Genomic DNA, 16317 nt, shown 5'->3' with positions numbered 1-16317 from the left:
CCAATCTTCCACAGGTAGGACATAATATTGAGGGGGGTATGTTTGCGGCACTCAAAGCGCCGGGTTGGGTCGTTATTCGGGCCGCTGTTTGACGGGTTGCTTGACGGAAGTTGCCGGTGACGGCTTCTCGCCACTTGCCTTCTCGCCACTTAACTTCTCGCTAGCCACCCGTTCACTGGGACGCTTATCGAGAGGCTTACCTTTTGCTTTACCAGAATTCGCACCACTACTCGTCAGCGACTTCAAATGCTGTTCGATCACAGCATCGCGATCTCGCTCCAGTTTACTGATGTCTTCTTCTAACTTGCCGAGACGTCCCGTGACTCGCTCGCGTTCCAATCGCAGTACATCGAGGCGGGCTTGCCATTGCTCGGCCAAGATCTCGCGCAGTTGCTCCTTCAGATCTTCGTTTTCGCTTGAGGCAGCATCACCCATTTTCATCCGGGCAACCAGCAACTGAGCCCGCGACTGGGCCTGCCAGGCTTTCAGTTCCAAGTCGTACTGCCGGCTATCGCGCTCGTGGACCATCGCCAACTTTTCCGTCACGCGGAACAAGTCGCGCAAAGCCCGCTCATATTCCTTGGGCTGATTGGCCTTGAGGTGCGACAACAGCTGAGCCAATTCGGGATGATTGCGCGTCACGAAATCCGTAACCGTTGCTTCCCGCTCGGGAGTGATGGTGACGAGCCGCGCTTGACCGGGCTTCGGCATCGGCTTGGCGCCGGGCCTTTGCGCGTCAGCAGAATTGCCGGCATTCAACCAGCAAACCACCCCGAGCAAAATCAACATCAGGCGCGAACCAAACATGTACTAATTCTCCTGCGGCCGAGATTCGGCTGCATCAAGCGGAGTGGCAACAGGCAGGGCAGGATCATGACCGGCGATGCCCAGCACCGCAGCAGTCATCCAAGAAGGAGCTTCGGTCGAGATGCTGAGCTCGTCTTCAGGCAGCGAAGCCAGTTCGTCGTCGCTGAGTTCGTCATCACCAACCGTTGCTTCGGCCCGCAATTCGTTCCAAGCGGCAGCCAACTCCGGCGAAACATGAGCCACATTGATATTGGCCGACGGAACCGATGACGGCCCAAAGAACCAGCCCGCGCTCCAACCAGCCATCAACAACAGAGTGGCAGCGGAAACGCCGGCCGAGATCCAAGCGACCTGCTGCGTCCGACTTGTCGTCTGACGACGAGCCGGTTCGCAAGCGGCAATGGTGGGAAGTGATTCAGCAGCAGCCACCGCGTGATAGAGTTCCACCGTCTGAGCCAGCGTCTCGCGAGCCCGTTGATCGACGGCCAACTGCAGTTCGAACTGCTCGGTCTCGGCCGCAGTCAATTCGCCAGCAACGTAGCGAAAGGCGAGCCAGGCAAGCTCATCTTGGGGCTCGATATTGGGTTGGTTTGGCATGGCTTACCTGCTTTCAGGTTCCGTTCAAATGGCTTTCGTCGTCGAATGTGTTGCCCAAGCGTGCTCGCAATTTAATCAGGGCCGACCGCATTCGTCCCAGGGCCGTCCCCAGGGGTATGTTCAACTCGTCCGCAATCACGGCGAACGTTTTTTCATCGTAAATCCTCATCCGCACAACCTGCCGCTGGTCGGGCGGCAACAACTCCAAGGCCTGCCGAACTCGCTCGACCGCCTCATGGCGGACCAGCAGATCGTCAGGCATCGACCGGCCGTTGCTATCCGACTCCGCGATTCGTTTGACGATTCTATCGCCCACCGCATCGCGCCGCCGAATTGCCATCGCCTCGTGATAAGCCACCCGAAAGAGCCACGCCTTGCGCGATTCTTCCTGGGTCTCACCACCTCGCTGCACCATTTTGACGAACGTCGCCTGGAGCACATCGGCAGCCAGTTGCGAATCGCGCAACAGACCCACCAAAAAACACCTAAGCTCTTCGCTGTGCTGGACATACAGCGCAGCGACCAATTCAGTCGCAAGGGGGGAGGGCGGTTTCTCGGACAACGGCTCGCTCCTGCGGCATCTCCGCGCCGGAGGACGCTTCGTAGGTAAGACGCGTGGGGTTCAGAGTTTATTGCGTGGCAATCGCAAAAAATACTGGGCGGGATCTTTGCTTGACAGCATGGATGATCGGCGATGCACGGGGTCGGGAGTCTTTGGCGAATTGAGACCCCGCTCATCTTGAAGTCTGCACTCGCCAAAGACTCCCGACCCCTGCACTATCGCAGGTTCTTCACACGACAGTGGCTCGCTGTCCGTTATAATCTCTGGCTCCCGGAACTCCAATCATTGGCTGAGTGATTCAACCCAACTCCTCACGAAACGGACCGTTGTGCTCCTAGGCCCCATCTTTTCGCGCGAGCTGGCAATCACCCCGCGGCGCTGGCAGCACTATGTTGCCAGGGTGCTATACCCGACGGCGCTGGCGGTTTTAATGTCGACCGCCTGGTTCATCGTGGTGGGAACGCAGGAAGTTCGCAACACGGGAGACATGGCCCGCTTTGGTGCCATCTTGCTGCAAGTGGTTTCGCCGCTGCAATTGGCGGTGATGTCGTTTCTCGCCGCGCTCGCCTGCGTCAGCAGTATTGCCCAGGAAAAAGATCGCCGGACTATTGTTCTGCTGCTACTCACTCGCTTGTCCGATCACGAAGTGGTCCTCGGCAAACTCGTCGCCAGTTTGTTGCCGGTCTGTTCGATGCTGCTGGCCTCGCTGCCGGTCGTTGGGCTGATCACACTCTTCGGTGGCGTTTCCTGGCAGCAAGTCCTCACCATCTACGCCATCGCCTTGGCCGCGATGCTCGCCGCCGGCAGCCTGGGAACGCTCTTCGCGCTTTGGCGGGAGAAGACCTTTCAAGCACTAACGATGACCGCCATCGTGCTGACGTTGTGGGTCAGCCTGTGGGAAGCAGCTGCCATGTTCGCGGGAAACGAACTGATTGCTGGCGTGCCGGTCAAAGAACTCGCGATGGCTTGCAGTCCGTTTCGGGCTACCTGGAGCACACTACAGAATTCAACGCTTATGCAATCGAGTCCACTCCCCAAAGAACTGCTGTTCGTGGTCGTGGCCTTCGTCCTGTCGGCAATCTTAAACGCGATCTCCATCTTCAACCTGCGCGCCTGGAACACCGGTCGCGATGCGATGCCCCGCAACGAAAATGCCGAGCCGGCAACCGAACCGGGGGCGAAATCTGCCGATCGTGAAGAACGAGCACGGGCCGGGCACGTTGATGCCCGCGTGCGCAACGTGAATCAAACGAGTCGCCGCGTCTGGGACAACCCGGTCCTCTGGCGAGAGATGTGTACCTGGGCCTATGGCCGCAAAGTACTAATTGTCCGCCTGGCTTACATCCTGCTGTTTCTGCTCGCCGTGGCCGGGCTGTGGTTCACGGCGCGACCGGGGCCCGTGGTCGCCGGTGGTCAAACATCCATCGTGCCGCAAGCTGCTCGCACACTCGCGCCGGTGCTGGTGGTGAGCCTGGTGATTGTAAATGCCTTGGCCGTAACATCGATCACCAACGAGCGCGATGGCGGCGCTCTCGACCTGCTACTCGTCACCGATCTGACGCCGAAAGAGTTCATATTTGGCAAGCTGTTAGGGGTCGCTTATGTTGCCAAGGAAATGATCGTCTTGCCTCTCTTGCTGGGCGTCTTCACGTTTGCCATCGGCGGCATGACGCTGGCAAATCTGATCTTCTTAATGCTCGGGCTGTCGGTAATGAACGTCTTCGTGATCACACTCGGACTGCATTGCGGCTTGAATTATGCCAACTCGCGCCAGGCGATTGGCGTGAGCCTCGGCAACGTCTTTTTCCTGTGTCTCGGTGTCGTCACGCTGATGCTGCTGATGATTTCGTTCAGCGGTTCGTTTCAAGTGCAGTACGCGCCGTTCCTGGCCTTCATTGTCGGCGGCGGCGTCGGCATTTTCGTTTCGCTGGGGATTCGCAATCCGTCCGGTGCCATTGGCGTGGCTTCGATGGTTTTGCCCTTAGCCACCTTCTTTGCGGTCACCAGTTTTCTGATCGGTCACTGGTCCGACGTCTTCCTCGTCACCTCTGCCGCCTACGGCTTTGCCGTCGCCGCCATGCTCGTCCCCGCTCTCTCGGGCTTCGACGTCGCCCTCGGCCGCAGCCGCGGCGGGAATGAAGAGTAGCTGCCTTGACCGGTGGTTGGCACAGGTGTACTCACCCGTGTTCTTCCAGTCTTATTCGTTCAGCTGGTTCTGTCACGACCGTCGGACCTCGCACATAACGATCGGATCTTCCAGCAAGTAGGTCAGGCAGGTACTCCTGCCTGACGGTGGAAGCGTTTAACATTGAAGACGTACAACAGACGTCTCTGAGCAGAGGCGGGCAAAGAAGCGAAGGCACCGCTACAATTCTATACACACGGGTCCTGAGCCTGTATGACGCCCGGTTCGTCAGGCAGGAGTACCTGCCTGACCTACTTGCTGGCTGGCTGTATGGGCTTCTTAACGCAGACGGCGTGTGCGAGTGAATAGCAGTTCTGTGGTGACGTTATGACTATTTTGAGTAATGAGCGCCGAGGCGCATTGCTTTACATCACGTTCTCCGCAGCCTGCTTGATCATCGTGCTTGCCTGCGCTACTTCGCGGATAGCCATCCGTCCAACCGTGCATCAGTTGTGTGGCTGGAAGGCGGCGGACTACTTTGCCGATCCGCAGGTGATCAAGCTCTGTCAGGCGATCGAAGCGGACGACATTGCGGAGATCGATCGCTTGGTGGCGGCGGGCGCTGACGTGAACGCCAGGGGGAAAGATAATATGACGCCCTTATTCTGGGCATAACCCGATAACAGGCTCAAGAGGTTTACTCGTCTGCTCGAACACGGGGCCGATCCCAATGTAGTGATTCAAGGGGACTTCAATTCGCGCGGTCAGTTTCGTCCTGGAGATTCCGTAACGCATATGGCGTGCAGGACTACCTTTGATGGGTATTTCGAAGCAGTGTTCGAACACGGCGGCGATCCCAACCTTGTTAGGACGGATCGTATTTTTTCAGGCCATACGCCTCTGTTTGCTGTAATCGCGCGAGGTAGGGGGAACAAAAAAGAGAAGATCAAATTCTTGATAGAAAAGGGGGCCAATCTCGACCACATGAGCGGAAGCTGGGCTACTCCAACGATGGATGCCTTAAGCGGCGGTAGATACGACATTGCTCTTATGCTACTCGACGCAGGCGCGGACCACAAAGTTTATCAGCCAAAGAGCAACGCACGGTTAATTCATGTTGTAATTGGAGAGGAGCACCGCAGCAAGATTTGGACACCCGAGCAAAAGGCTGACTATGAAAAGGTCGTGCAGTGGCTAATCGATCACGGCGAGTCCGTCGAGGAAGCTCGGGCCGATATTGCTCGCTGGAAATCATGGATCGATGCCAGCGGGGAATACCGACGCAACATGGACGCCGAAATCGCCGAGCGCATGCGCCGGGAAGCGCAAGAAAAGAAACCAGTTGGTCAGGTCGGTACCCCACCCTAACAAATGCGGTTCGATGCGGAGCGCGGGACCGGAGTTGCCGGGCAATGCGGGCGACTAAAACAGTGAGTTGTTTGTTGGGGCAGGGCTGGTTTGTCAGGCCGGAGTACCGACCTGACCTACAAACTGATAGTTGGGAAGCATTCACAGCGGACCCAGGGGACAATCCAACCATTTACTAACGATGCTTTGTTAGCTTATGGGCATTCTCTTGGTACCGCGTCGGCACTCTCCAGTATCGATTAATCAGTCTCAACGGCACAATCTAACAGTGTTAATGGGAAGTATTGCTAATGAACGAGTTCACAATTATGCTCGTTTTACTCATCGCTCCACTTTCAAGCGCTCGCAACGGCGTCGCTGATATCACGATGACAATTACGCAACCCGAGGGCGTTCTAGTGATTAAAGGGGCATTTGAATATCAGAAAAGTGATGCTGGTGAGGTATTTTTCCGGCTCGAATTCAGCGAGCAACTTACTATCGTCGCCAACAAACCTCCCAGTCGTGAAAAACTGGAAACGGTCATCATTGTGCGGGCGAATCGGGAAAAAGCAGTTGCCTCATTTCAGGGGCTTCCTGGTGAGGATGACTCTTCTGGGCCATTCAATTTTGGCCCGCATTTAGTAGACCCCACTCGAGCATTTGACTTCAAGACATTGTCTGAACCGCGACTCCGCCTACATGGCGTATTAGAGAAAGCCGCCGTTGCGACTTTCGAGACTGCCCAACATTCGGATCGCATTACATGCTTTACCGCTCATAATTCATCCCCCGCCAAGAATGCTTGGCTCAAGCAGCCTCATGTGGTTTCTGGAGTTCTGCAGTGGAAAGAGGGCAAGCCCGATGCAGCTCGCTTTGGGATTCCGATTGCGACAAAGTAACTTGCCCACGACTGGGTGGCACGCCCGATAGGCTCGCCTTTCCCGGGTGGCACGGGTTCTTCCCGTGTCTGCTGGCAATTCTCGTACGAGGAGGATTTAACTGCTTCTGGTGGACTTCGAGCCGTTCTGGGGTAAGGCCGCGCTGCAGTTGGAGGCGAAATTGAGCTGACAGCCGCCAGGCTTGGTGAGGAGCCTTACTTCGTAAGACGACGGAGGCTAACCAAGGAAGCGAAAGGTGGCCAGCTGCAGAATACCGCCATCCTGGGCGCGACGAAAATATCGTCGGCAATTACTTGACAAGTGCGCACTAAGTCGACATAAATTAAGCGGCTGTTTGGCAACCTGGTGGAAAATGCGTGTTTGCGAGGCAGCAAGAATTCGCGCCAGTGCGAAGAACCGTTTCTGGTAACCAGTCATGCCAGTACGACCGGGGCAGGCGTTGGTTTTCGGGCGAGTTCGGGCAGTCCTTTTTCCGGTAACAGTTGGCCCGAAAAACCTGCCGACAGCGGGCTGATGATTTGCCAGAGCAACCAGTTAATCAACAAACAGGATGATTTCAGAGTTGGCAAATTGGGCGTAAATCGTTGCTGCAGAACGGCTTGAATGTGATGTACGCAAAAGGGGGGTGTTGATAAACCTGGTAGTCCAACTACCGCTCCATGTCAGCTGGTTAACCTGCGCGGGTGAACTGCAATACCCAGAAACACCAGTTCAACGGCCGCAAGCGGCCCGGTTAACCAGGTGGGGCCAGTCCCGGGGTGAGAAACGGCGAGGCGAGACCCGCGGCTTAGAACTTTTGGTAGCCCAGTTCTTTCATCACGCTCAGCATTTCTTCGAAAGTGATGAAGCGGCGGCGATGCATGAGCTTGTAGGCATCGATGGCGAGGGCCAGTTCGCGGGCGTCGGGCGAGAGTTCGTCGTGACTATTGGCAAACTGCCGGCGTTCGCGGCCGGGCGCGTCTTGATTGGCGCTCCCTTGGCGGCGGTCGAGAAACGGGGTCGATTGTGGTTCCACCAGAGTTGCCAGCGACATAAACAAATTCCTTAAGCCCACGAACTGCAGCCCGGATCGTGCGCATGACGAACGAGCGCATTACCAGCCAAGGAACAGTACGTCGCAGCGAAGGGTTGTCAAACGCGGGCTGAGACGGGTTAATGCGGGCTAGGTTTTCGCCGCATCCCCAGGAGCAGCCGGGGGAGGGTTGAAGGCCCGGAGCAGCTTACGACCCTTATAGATGGAATAAGCTTCCTCGATGCCCAGCGAGCGGCGGGGCTGGCGAACCGGATAAAACAGAATGTCCTCAAAATCGGCCACGGCGACCCCCGCGGCACCATCGCGCTGAACTTGCGCGAGCAGGGCCTTCTCGCCAAAGAAATATCCCATTTGCAGGGGCTGAATTTCGGCATAGCCCGCGTCGTGCAGCCGGCGTTCGAGCCGCACCACTTCGAGCTGTTCGGTTTTGCTCAGTTGCGACACTTCGTATTGCTTGATGTCTTCGTGCTCGGCCTGCCAGCCCGCGAAGGCGGCATAGATATCGTCCGGAGGGAGGTCGGCCAGATCAGCCGTAAAAGCATGGGCCAGCGGACCAGCAATGCCGACGTTGCTATACGACCGCTGCGTGCCATCTTCGAGCGTGAGTCGATACGTAAATCGGAACAGGAAGCAATCGATTGCCCCGTTGTAACCAGGCCAATGTTGCTGGCGATGATCGACCAGTTCGAGTTGCGAAGGGGGCACGCCGAACTGCGTGGGCTCTGCCAGCCAGATGACCAGTTCCGATTCGGCCTTGGCTGCAGGGGAGCGATACTGCGGCGGGATCTTATCGGCGATCTTGAGTTCGCTGGCATAAGTGAGGACACGTAACCGCGCGACGGGCTCTGCGGCCAGTTCGACGAGCGTGTCTTTGCCCCGCTGATCGCCCAGTCGGGCGAGCGCTCCGGCAGCTTCGGTGCGGACGCGGCGATGGGCCAACTCGAGCACTTGATTCAACTTGCCGATTGCCCGTTCATCGCCGATAAGCGCTAGCGCATCACAAAGCGAAACGGCCAGGGAAACGCTGTGGGCAACTCTGCGGGCCAACTGCTGCGGCGTTTCGGCAAAGTCCTCGGGCCGCTCTTCCAGACTGGCCAAGGACTGAGCCAGCGACGACAGCAATTCCATCAGCGGCACCGCCATCGCCTTGCCTGGATGTTCGGTTATCAGTTTTTCACGCGTTAGATAGTTGGCCAGGTCAATGACAGCTGCGGCCAACTGAGGTTTGTCGATCACTGCAAACAGCTTGGGAAACAATGACTCAACGGGCAACTTACGTTTCAAGAATAGCGGACTAAGCGCCAGCGCGATTTGCTGTTCATCTTCCGGCGGATCTTCGAGCAGCAAGTCAACGAGCAAGTCTAACTGTTCCGCGGTACCACCGACGGCCAACCAGGTGAGAATGGGGGCCTTGGCACCGCTGCGCTGCGGCAGTTGCACATAGAGTTGATGCAGAACGGCGAGCAGTTGAGCATCGGCCAGCAAGCAGTCTCGTTTTTCGCCCGAGGCCAGCGATGCGCGGCGCTGCTGCACCATGCTCGCCAGGATCGACGTCAACAGTCGATCGGTATTCGCGGGCAGCGGCAATTCGAGCTTGCAGACTTCGGCGAAGAACTCCGTCCACTCTTCGCGCGGCGATTCAATCACCCAGGCGGCGCGGCGATGCGCACGATTGAGTTCCTGCGCTTCGAGTTCATTGCCGCGGCGCAAATCTTCGAGCAGGGCAGTCAGACGATCATCAAGAGGTACGGTCATAGAGGCGTCACAAGGGGAACGAAAAAGAAGCTGCGCGTCGTAATCGTCTAAAATTTATCATCGGACGAGGCCACGGGTGGGTCCAATTCGACGCCTTCATAGACATCCGAAAGAGGCAGCGTGCATTCGATGGATGTCAGCTCGATCAATGCCTCCAGTCCAACTGCATCGGCAAATCTCCAGTCTTCACCATCGCGACGAAAAACCTCGATGCGAGCTTCGTGCTGGGAGACCAATACGTACTCGCGAAGGCTGGTTATCTGTCGATAGAATCCGAACTTCGTCGTGCGATCGTAACGTTCGGTGGAAGGGCTCAGAATTTCAATCAGCAGAGTGGGATTGGTAAGCGTGTTTGCGCTGCGAGAGTCAAGTTTTACGGGCCCGCAGACTACCGATAAGTCGGGATAGGTATACAGGCCGATCGAACTAACTGACAGACGCAAGTCGCTTCCAAGCGGCTGGCAGGGTTTTCCCCGCAGTTTGCCACCTAAGGCGATCGTGAGATTGCGCGCAATCTGCACATGCCTGAACGACGCACCCGTCATGGCGAAGATATCGCCGCGGTAGAACTCGTGCTTGGTCTCGGCCCGCTCTTCGCGCTCGAGATACTCTTCGACGGTGTATTTTCGCTGCGAGGCAGTCGACATGCGTGGTTGCTCCGGAACCGCTGGTTTCCGGCCTGAAAACCACCAGCGGCAACTCAATTATAGCCGCGATACCTGCCGCAGCGCACACGCGGTGGAGCTACATCTTCTCGATCAGTTCGAGGCAGATTCGCCGGACGTCATTCGGGTTGGCGTTGGGATTGCGCTTTTTCGCCTGACCAAGCAGCGAGCCGACTGCCTGCACTTTTCCTCCCTTGACATCGGCCACGATTTTCGGATTCGCAAGCACAAGTTCTTTGCAGATGGCTTCGAGTTCACTAAGGTCAACCTTCGCGATACCGAGCGCTTTCATCGACTCCGGTGCTAAGCGATTGTGCTCCACCATGTCGTTGAAAACTTCCTTGGCACGCGTGACTTCAATGTCGCCCGAAATGACGAGTTTCACAAGTTCGGCTAGGGCAGGGGGGCGGATGCCGAATGACAGAATATCGCCCCCTTGTTCGTTCATCACCCGCAACACGTCTTGCGTGACCCAGTTGGCCGCTTTTTTGCCATCGCCGGCCAGCTTGGCTACTTCTTCGAAGTAGTCGACGAACGGCTGTCCTTGGATCACGACGACATCGCTGTCGTAGGCCGTGACCCCATAACTACCTTCGAGTCGCTTGCGAATCGCGGCAGGGAGTTCGCACAGCGAGGCACGAATCTTCTCGGTCTTCGCGCTGGGAGTAATGACGGGAGCCAGATCAGGGTCGGGAAAGTACCGATAGTCGGCCGAATCTTCCTTCTCGCGCTGGGGAAGCGTGATTCCCTTGGCATCATCCCAGCCGCGAGTCTGCTTTGGATAATCCTTGATCGTGCGGCCGGTCTCTTGCCACACCTTGTATTGCCTCTGCACCTCGTAAGCGAGAGCCCGCTCGATGAAGCGAAAGCTGTTGAGATTCTTGATCTCGACGATCGGCGTCGCGATCTTGCCATTCGGCGTGTGAATGTGGATGTTCACGTTGGCATCGACACGCAGCGAACCTTCCTGCATGTTGCAGTCGGATACTCCGAGGTAGGTAAGGAGCAGCTTCAACTCAGTCAGATACGCGCGAGCCTCTTTCGTGCTCCGCATGTCAGGCTCGCTGACGATTTCGAGCAGCGGCGTGCCAGTGCGGTTGAGATCGATCCGCGTGTCGCTCTTGCCGTGAGCTTCGTCGTGCAAGCTCTTGCCGGCATCTTCTTCCAGGTGAGCGCGAATAATGCCGATGCGTTTGGGTTCGAATTCGCCCTTGGTATCGAAAATCTCGAGCCAGCCCTTTTGCGACATGGGCAGATCGAACTGGCTGATTTGATATCCCTTGGGCAAATCGGGATAGTAGTAGTTCTTGCGATCCCACTTCGTGAACTCGGGAATCTCGCAGTTGAGCGCGATGGCCGTCTGCAGCGACAGTTCAAACGCTTCTCGATTCATCACCGGCAAGCTGCCCGGCATGCCGATGCATACCGGGCACGTCTGCGTATTCGGTTCCGCGCCAAACTTCGTGCTGCAGCGGCAGAAGAGCTTGGTCTTCGTCTGCAACTGAACGTGTGTCTCGAGGCCGATGATGATGTCGTAGGGATAGTCGGACATGGGAATTGCAGATGGAAGATTGTGAATTGCAGATTGAGAGACGACACCGGTAACTTGGCGATTTGTTACTCAGGAGCTCGCCGGTTATGCCAATCGGTCTTCTGCTGATAAATGTGGGCCGCACGGAGCAAGCGTTCTTCGTCAAAAGGCTGCGATTGCATTTGCAGGCCAATCGGTAACCCGCTGGTGGTGAAGCCGCAGGGAATGCTCATGCCGGGAACGCCGGCAAGATTCGTGGTGACGGTGTAAAGGTCTTCTAGATACATCGCCAAGGGATCGTCGGTCTTTTCACCGAGCTTAAACGCGGGCGAAGGAGTCGTGGGCCCGACGATAAAGTCGACGTCCTTGAAGGCAGCGTCGTAGTCGCCACGAATCAAGCGGCGGACCTTCAAAGCCTTCACGTAGTAGGCATCGTAGTAACCAGCGCTGAGCGTATACGTACCGAGCATGATGCGGCGCTTCACCTCGGGCCCAAAACCTTCCGAGCGACTTTTGCGATAGAGGCGAATCAGGCTGTTGTCGAGTTTTCGCAGCCCTTCTTTGTCGTTCTTGGATTCGAGCGAGGCCTTCTCGGCGGCCAACTCGGCGAGCATTGTTTTTTCTTCGCAGCGATAGCCGTAGTGCACGCCGTCATACCGGGCCAGGTTACTGCTCGCCTCGCTGGGAGCAATGATGTAGTAAGTGGCAATGCCGTACTTGCTATGCGGCAGCGAAATCTCTTTCACTTTCGCGCCCAGCGATTCATACACCTGCACGGCGGCTTGCACGGCAGCGGCGATTTCGCTGTTGAGGCCGGTGCCGAAATGTTCCTTCACAATTCCAAGTTTGAGGCCAGCTAAGGGCTGAGCAATTGAGTTGGCATACTTCGGCACCGCGAGATTGGCGCTCGTTGAATCCTTGGCATCATGTCCAGCGATCACATCGAGCAGAATCGCACAGTCTTCGGCCGTGTGCCCCATAGGGCCCACCTGGTCGAGCGAACTTGCAAACGCAACGAGGCCGTATCGACTGACCCGGCCGTAGGTCGGCTTTAAGCCCGAAACACCACAGAACGCAGCGGGCTGGCGAATCGAGCCGCCGGTATCGGTGCCGATTGAAAGCGGTGCCATTCCAGCAGCCAGGCACGCCGCGGCACCACCGCTGCTGCCACCGGGAACCAGGGCAGTGTCCCACGGGTTGCGCGTCGGATGGAACGCACTATTCTCGGTCGAGCCTCCCATCGCGAACTCGTCCATGTTCGTCTTGCCAATGAGGACCGCGTCGGCCTGCTTCAGCTTGGTGATGACCGTTGCGTCGTAGGGCGGAACGAAGTTCTCGAGCATCTTGCTGGCGCACGTTGTTCGCACGCCTTGAGTGCAGAGTACGTCCTTAATCGCCACCGGCAAACCGGCCAGCTTGCCAACTTCTTTGCCTGCGGCCCGCTTATCGTCAATTGCTTTGGCCGACTTCAGGGCTGCCTCGCGGTCGACGTGCAAGAAGGCTTGAATTCGGGCATCCTGCTGCTTGATTTGGTCGAGGTAAGTGGTCGTCAATTCAACAGACGACACTTTCTTCGTCTGGAGCGATTGAATGAGTTCAGCGGCGGTCGAGCGAAGCAATGACATGGGAACCTGTGCGCAGGGCAAACAGAGGAAGCGCGGAACAACCGCTAGAATGACGGAATCGCCGCAAACTGACAATGCGGGGAGGCAACGAAGCCCGGTCGCACAATGCGTATGAGGCACACCTGTTTATTTACCAAAAGGTGGCGACGGTGGATCGAGGCAGGGAGTGACTCGACTACGCTGGGCTATTCGCCCAATACGGCCGGCACGCGATAGCACTCTTCGTCGCGTTTGGGAGCATTGGCCAGCGCCGCTGCGCGCGGCAAGTGCTCGCCCTGAATATCGTCGGCGAACACATTTTGCAGATCGAAAGCGTGCGCCATGGGCTGCACGTCGTCTGTCTTCAATGCGGACAACTGCTCGACATAGCCGACAATCCGCCCGAGTTGCGAAGTCATCGTCCCCAACTCGGCTTCGCTCAATAAGAGCCTACCGAGCAGGGAGACTTTTTCGACATCGGCGCGAGATAGCGACACGCGGAAAACTCCGGCAACTACTTGCCAGTTGTGGCGGGTTTCACACCGGGGGTGGTCTTGGCAGCAGCCACTGGCAACTTGAAAGGAGCCTGCTTAACGGCCTTGCGAACCACGCCCTTTTTCAGGCAGCGGGTGCAAATGCGGACGGTCAGGTTCGTGCCGCCAGGAGTGGTGATGCGGACGCGCTGCAAGTTGGGCTTAAACTCGCGGCGGGTGATACCAGTTACCTTGGTACCAACGCCACCCAAATACTTCGCCTTACCACGGGTCTCGATCTGATTCCCCTTGGATTTCGACTTTTCGCAGTACTCGCACTGATACGCCATTGCCAGATCCTTCGCCAAGGGTCGCTGCGGGAGCGAACAATTGTCCCCGCAAACCTAAGTCTCATTTACCGAAACCAAGCAATATACCAGTCTGCTGGCGGGACGCAACCGCAGATAGCAGGACTTCGTGGGCTGGTTGGAGTGGCTCTGGCAACCAGCGATCTTCGAACAACACAGGCGTGCGAACCGCAAAAGGGGGGTGTTCAACAATCGGGTCGATTGTTGAACAGTGAGGTGCGTAACTCACGGGTTTCCGAACGGTCAGTGTTCAACAATGCAATGCAAAGTTGAACGCTCACGATGAAACTGGAGGTGAGATTTCTCTGCGAGACGACAGATGGTGCTGACCATCAGTTCAACTGCCGCAAGCGGCCCGGTTAACCAAGTTTCGCAACCTGACATCCATCGATCGTTCAACGACTACGAACGTTGGACTGGAAGAGAATGAATGGTCCTGCCTAGGGAGCGCTGCGGGGATGATTGGCTAGTCCGCTTAGGTGCTGAAACTAAGAATTGAAGGACAGCATTGCCAGCGTTCCCAATCTGCTTTGCTTGCATTGCCTCTATTTGTCGGTCGCAAACTCCTCAGTTCGCCGACACGCGCAAGTCCGTAAGTTGTCCCGTTTGGAGCGGTTGTAACGACTGGGCAAAAACGCCGAAAACAAGCGGGAAATTACCAGTTTTGCTTGTCGGCAGGTGCTTCGATTTTCTTCAGAGAATTTTCGAATTCCTAAAGTGATGCGCCAAGAGAAGTTAACAAGCCTGCGCGTTACAGCTTGAAAAAAATCCATTTGCCTTTAGACCAGTCGTCCCCCACACTTACCCGTACACAGCGGCTCGCGCAACCGATTGCGCGATTTTTCTAGCGTTGTCGCGGCAATAGGGAGGAGTGCCAGCGGACGCGAGTACGGCTTTTGCCCAACTGGGCGCGGAATAGCGGTCATGAAGCGCACCATTCGATTCCTCAGTATGCTGGCCATCGGTAGTCCCCTCTTGCTAACTGGCGAAGTTGTTTTCGCCCAGGGCTCTTGTTGCGGCACGCCGGTCGTTACCCAGCGAGTCGTCTATAAGACCATCTATGAGCAACAGCCCGTCACCGCGTATCGCTTGGTGACTGAGCAAGTCCTCGAAGAGCAAGAAATTACCGTCCAACGGCCAGAATGGGTGACTGAAACCCGTCAACGCAGGTTTCAGGTCAGCAAACCCGTGACAGAAACAGAAGAGCGCGAAGAGCGGATCACGGTGCTACGACCCGTGGTCGAGACTTCGTTTCGCGAGGAAACGGTCGATCAAACCACTTGGGTAACCGAGACCGAGAACCGCCAAGAGCGGGTTATCGTGAATCGGCCGTTCACCGAAACGCAGATGCAGCAGCAGCAATTCACCGTTCGCCGCCCGGTCCAAGAGACGGTATTTCAAGACCAACAAGTCACGACGTTTTCGCCCGTAACGACTTTCATGCCACAGACTGTGGAAATGGGCGGAGTGGTAAATCAGGCCTTTTATCAACCAGGCAATACTCGCAATCGTCTCGCCTGGGTACAGCGTGGCTTTTTGACTGACCCAGTAACCGGTGCCGCCGTATGGCAGCGGGGTGGATTAAGATGGGTGCCGATGCAGGCCCCGGGCGTGACCACCTTCCGTCCGACATTCGTCTCGAATCCGGTAACCACTCAGGTTCCGGTAACCACCATGCAGCCGCAGGTCATCGCCCAGAGAGTGCCGCTTAATGTCACGCGCTTCGTGGATGAGGTAGTGACTCAGGAGACGCCGATTCAGGTCACCCGCATGCAGCAAGTAGAAGAGGTCCGGGAAGTGCCAGTCACGGTGCAACGGCCAGTCACGCAACGCATCACGCGCCGAATTCCGGTCGAAACAACCCGGTTTGAACGTGAAGAAATCGTCCGCCCGGTGCAAGTGGCCGTGCAGAAGGTAGTGACCGAAGAAGTAACCGAGGACTATCAGGTCCAGGTACAGAGGATCAATTACGAAGTACGCAAGGTACAAGTGCCGCGCACGGTGCAGAAGTGGGTTCAGTACACTGCCTATCGAATGGTTCCGAAAACTGTTGTGACGCGGGTGCCAGTTGGCGCCTATGACGAAACGATTATCGAAGGGGGTACGACAACCCTCTACGCCCCGCCAGCTCCGACGCTGCCGCCAGCTGTAATTTATGCCAATCCGGTCCGTGTTGAACGCCGAGTTGTCAGCCCCACACCTGCGGCGACCCCGGCCCAAGGCCAGGAACAAGTACCGGTGCGGCGACCAACCGAAGCGACCGAACCAGTGAAGCCAGCCGATACGATTCCGTCGCTGAAGAAGCCAGCCACGGAGCCGAGCTTCCAAGGACCAGAGAACGCTCCCGCTGCAGATCCCAATCACGCTCCAGATGCGGATCCGAGTGCTCCTCCCGCCATCCCGCTGAATGGCGACAACAAAGCTGCCTAGGCGCAGCGAAGCTCGCTAGAATCTTTCCATCGAGTGAACCTGAAACGCGAGGCCGATGTCTCGCGTTTCAGTGTTTATGGGCCGAATTTCTCTCCCATCGCGATCGCCACTGGGAGCG

General features: G+C 56.9%; 15 protein-coding genes. 5 read left to right on the top strand and 10 right to left on the bottom strand.

Going from position 1 to position 16317, the window contains the following annotated elements:
- Window positions 1–72 precede the first annotated feature (72 nt).
- From ETAA8_RS13955 to ETAA8_RS13945, 3 genes are read right to left on the bottom strand one after another with little or no spacing between them, the layout of a single operon-like run.
- Window positions 73–807 (bottom strand): hypothetical protein, encoded by a 735-nt coding sequence (locus ETAA8_RS13955; RefSeq protein ID WP_145089071.1) that lies wholly within the window; start codon window positions 805–807, stop codon window positions 73–75.
- A gap of 3 nt (window positions 808–810) precedes the next feature.
- A complete protein-coding gene (locus ETAA8_RS13950; protein WP_145089068.1) occupies window positions 811–1404 on the bottom strand; it encodes a hypothetical protein in 594 nt (197 codons plus the stop codon).
- 13 nt (window positions 1405–1417) lie between these two features.
- Window positions 1418–1966, bottom strand: a complete 549-nt coding sequence (locus ETAA8_RS13945; protein ID WP_145089065.1) for an RNA polymerase sigma factor — start codon at window positions 1964–1966, stop codon at window positions 1418–1420.
- A 430-nt stretch (window positions 1967–2396) separates the two neighbouring features.
- Here ETAA8_RS13945 and ETAA8_RS13940 point away from each other — a divergent pair, with 430 nt between their 5' ends.
- The 4 genes from ETAA8_RS13940 (at window position 2397) to ETAA8_RS13925 (ending at window position 6340) form a co-directional block, all read left to right on the top strand.
- Complete coding sequence (locus ETAA8_RS13940; protein WP_238397757.1) at window positions 2397–4112, top strand: ABC transporter permease subunit; 1716 nt, start codon at window positions 2397–2399, stop codon at window positions 4110–4112.
- A gap of 366 nt (window positions 4113–4478) precedes the next feature.
- Window positions 4479–4766 (top strand): ankyrin repeat domain-containing protein, encoded by a 288-nt coding sequence (locus ETAA8_RS13935; RefSeq protein WP_145089059.1) that lies wholly within the window; start codon window positions 4479–4481, stop codon window positions 4764–4766.
- A 60-nt stretch (window positions 4767–4826) separates the two neighbouring features.
- Window positions 4827–5459: an ankyrin repeat domain-containing protein gene (locus ETAA8_RS13930; protein WP_145089056.1), complete on the top strand. Its 633-nt coding sequence runs from the start codon at window positions 4827–4829 to the stop codon at window positions 5457–5459.
- A gap of 290 nt (window positions 5460–5749) precedes the next feature.
- Complete coding sequence (locus ETAA8_RS13925) at window positions 5750–6340, top strand: hypothetical protein (RefSeq protein ID WP_145089052.1); 591 nt, start codon at window positions 5750–5752, stop codon at window positions 6338–6340.
- Window positions 6341–7127: 787 nt separating this feature from the next.
- On the opposite strand, the gene ETAA8_RS13920 is transcribed toward ETAA8_RS13925, so the two are convergent.
- From ETAA8_RS13920 to rpmB, 7 genes are all read right to left on the bottom strand, one after another.
- Window positions 7128–7373 (bottom strand): hypothetical protein, encoded by a 246-nt coding sequence (locus ETAA8_RS13920; protein ID WP_145089049.1) that lies wholly within the window; start codon window positions 7371–7373, stop codon window positions 7128–7130.
- A 129-nt stretch (window positions 7374–7502) separates the two neighbouring features.
- Complete coding sequence (locus ETAA8_RS13915) at window positions 7503–9128, bottom strand: HEAT repeat domain-containing protein (protein ID WP_145089046.1); 1626 nt, start codon at window positions 9126–9128, stop codon at window positions 7503–7505.
- A 47-nt stretch (window positions 9129–9175) separates the two neighbouring features.
- Window positions 9176–9775: a Uma2 family endonuclease gene (locus ETAA8_RS13910; RefSeq protein ID WP_145089043.1), complete on the bottom strand. Its 600-nt coding sequence runs from the start codon at window positions 9773–9775 to the stop codon at window positions 9176–9178.
- A 97-nt stretch (window positions 9776–9872) separates the two neighbouring features.
- Window positions 9873–11345: an Asp-tRNA(Asn)/Glu-tRNA(Gln) amidotransferase subunit GatB gene (gatB, locus tag ETAA8_RS13905; RefSeq protein WP_145089040.1), complete on the bottom strand. Its 1473-nt coding sequence runs from the start codon at window positions 11343–11345 to the stop codon at window positions 9873–9875.
- A gap of 65 nt (window positions 11346–11410) precedes the next feature.
- Window positions 11411–12949 (bottom strand): Asp-tRNA(Asn)/Glu-tRNA(Gln) amidotransferase subunit GatA, encoded by a 1539-nt coding sequence (locus ETAA8_RS13900; RefSeq protein WP_145089037.1) that lies wholly within the window; start codon window positions 12947–12949, stop codon window positions 11411–11413.
- A 185-nt stretch (window positions 12950–13134) separates the two neighbouring features.
- Complete coding sequence (gene gatC, locus ETAA8_RS13895) at window positions 13135–13425, bottom strand: Asp-tRNA(Asn)/Glu-tRNA(Gln) amidotransferase subunit GatC (RefSeq protein ID WP_145089034.1); 291 nt, start codon at window positions 13423–13425, stop codon at window positions 13135–13137.
- A 17-nt stretch (window positions 13426–13442) separates the two neighbouring features.
- Window positions 13443–13751 carry a 50S ribosomal protein L28 gene (rpmB, locus tag ETAA8_RS13890; protein ID WP_145089031.1) on the bottom strand — a complete coding sequence of 103 codons (309 nt, stop codon included), beginning with the start codon at window positions 13749–13751 and terminating at the stop codon, window positions 13443–13445.
- Window positions 13752–14693: 942 nt separating this feature from the next.
- Between rpmB and ETAA8_RS13885 the strand changes: the two genes are divergently transcribed.
- Window positions 14694–16199: a hypothetical protein gene (locus tag ETAA8_RS13885; protein ID WP_145089028.1), complete on the top strand. Its 1506-nt coding sequence runs from the start codon at window positions 14694–14696 to the stop codon at window positions 16197–16199.
- The last annotated feature ends 118 nt before the right edge of the window (window positions 16200–16317 follow it).

Origin of the sequence: Anatilimnocola aggregata (assembly GCF_007747655.1) — a bacterium.
Classification (GTDB): Bacteria; Planctomycetota; Planctomycetia; order Pirellulales; family Pirellulaceae; genus Anatilimnocola; species Anatilimnocola aggregata.
Note: the sequence above shows the minus strand (reverse complement) of the source record. Positions and strands in the feature narration are given on the sequence as shown.

Excerpts from the sequence above, each read along its gene's own strand:
- gatB (WP_145089040.1), bottom strand. The coding sequence starts at position 11,345 with ATGTCCGACTATCCCTACGACATCATCATCGGCCTCGAGACACACGTT.
- ETAA8_RS13955 (WP_145089071.1), bottom strand. The coding sequence starts at position 807 with ATGTTTGGTTCGCGCCTGATGTTGATTTTGCTCGGGGTGGTTTGCTGG.
- ETAA8_RS13900 (WP_145089037.1), bottom strand. The coding sequence starts at position 12,949 with ATGTCATTGCTTCGCTCGACCGCCGCTGAACTCATTCAATCGCTCCAG.
- ETAA8_RS13915 (WP_145089046.1), bottom strand. The coding sequence starts at position 9,128 with ATGACCGTACCTCTTGATGATCGTCTGACTGCCCTGCTCGAAGATTTG.
- ETAA8_RS13925 (WP_145089052.1), top strand. The coding sequence starts at position 5,750 with ATGAACGAGTTCACAATTATGCTCGTTTTACTCATCGCTCCACTTTCA.
- ETAA8_RS13920 (WP_145089049.1), bottom strand. The coding sequence starts at position 7,373 with ATGTCGCTGGCAACTCTGGTGGAACCACAATCGACCCCGTTTCTCGAC.
- ETAA8_RS13910 (WP_145089043.1), bottom strand. The coding sequence starts at position 9,775 with ATGTCGACTGCCTCGCAGCGAAAATACACCGTCGAAGAGTATCTCGAG.
- ETAA8_RS13950 (WP_145089068.1), bottom strand. The coding sequence starts at position 1,404 with ATGCCAAACCAACCCAATATCGAGCCCCAAGATGAGCTTGCCTGGCTC.
- ETAA8_RS13885 (WP_145089028.1), top strand. The coding sequence starts at position 14,694 with ATGAAGCGCACCATTCGATTCCTCAGTATGCTGGCCATCGGTAGTCCC.
- rpmB (WP_145089031.1), bottom strand. The coding sequence starts at position 13,751 with ATGGCGTATCAGTGCGAGTACTGCGAAAAGTCGAAATCCAAGGGGAAT.
- ETAA8_RS13940 (WP_238397757.1), top strand. The coding sequence starts at position 2,397 with ATGTCGACCGCCTGGTTCATCGTGGTGGGAACGCAGGAAGTTCGCAAC.
- ETAA8_RS13935 (WP_145089059.1), top strand. The coding sequence starts at position 4,479 with ATGACTATTTTGAGTAATGAGCGCCGAGGCGCATTGCTTTACATCACG.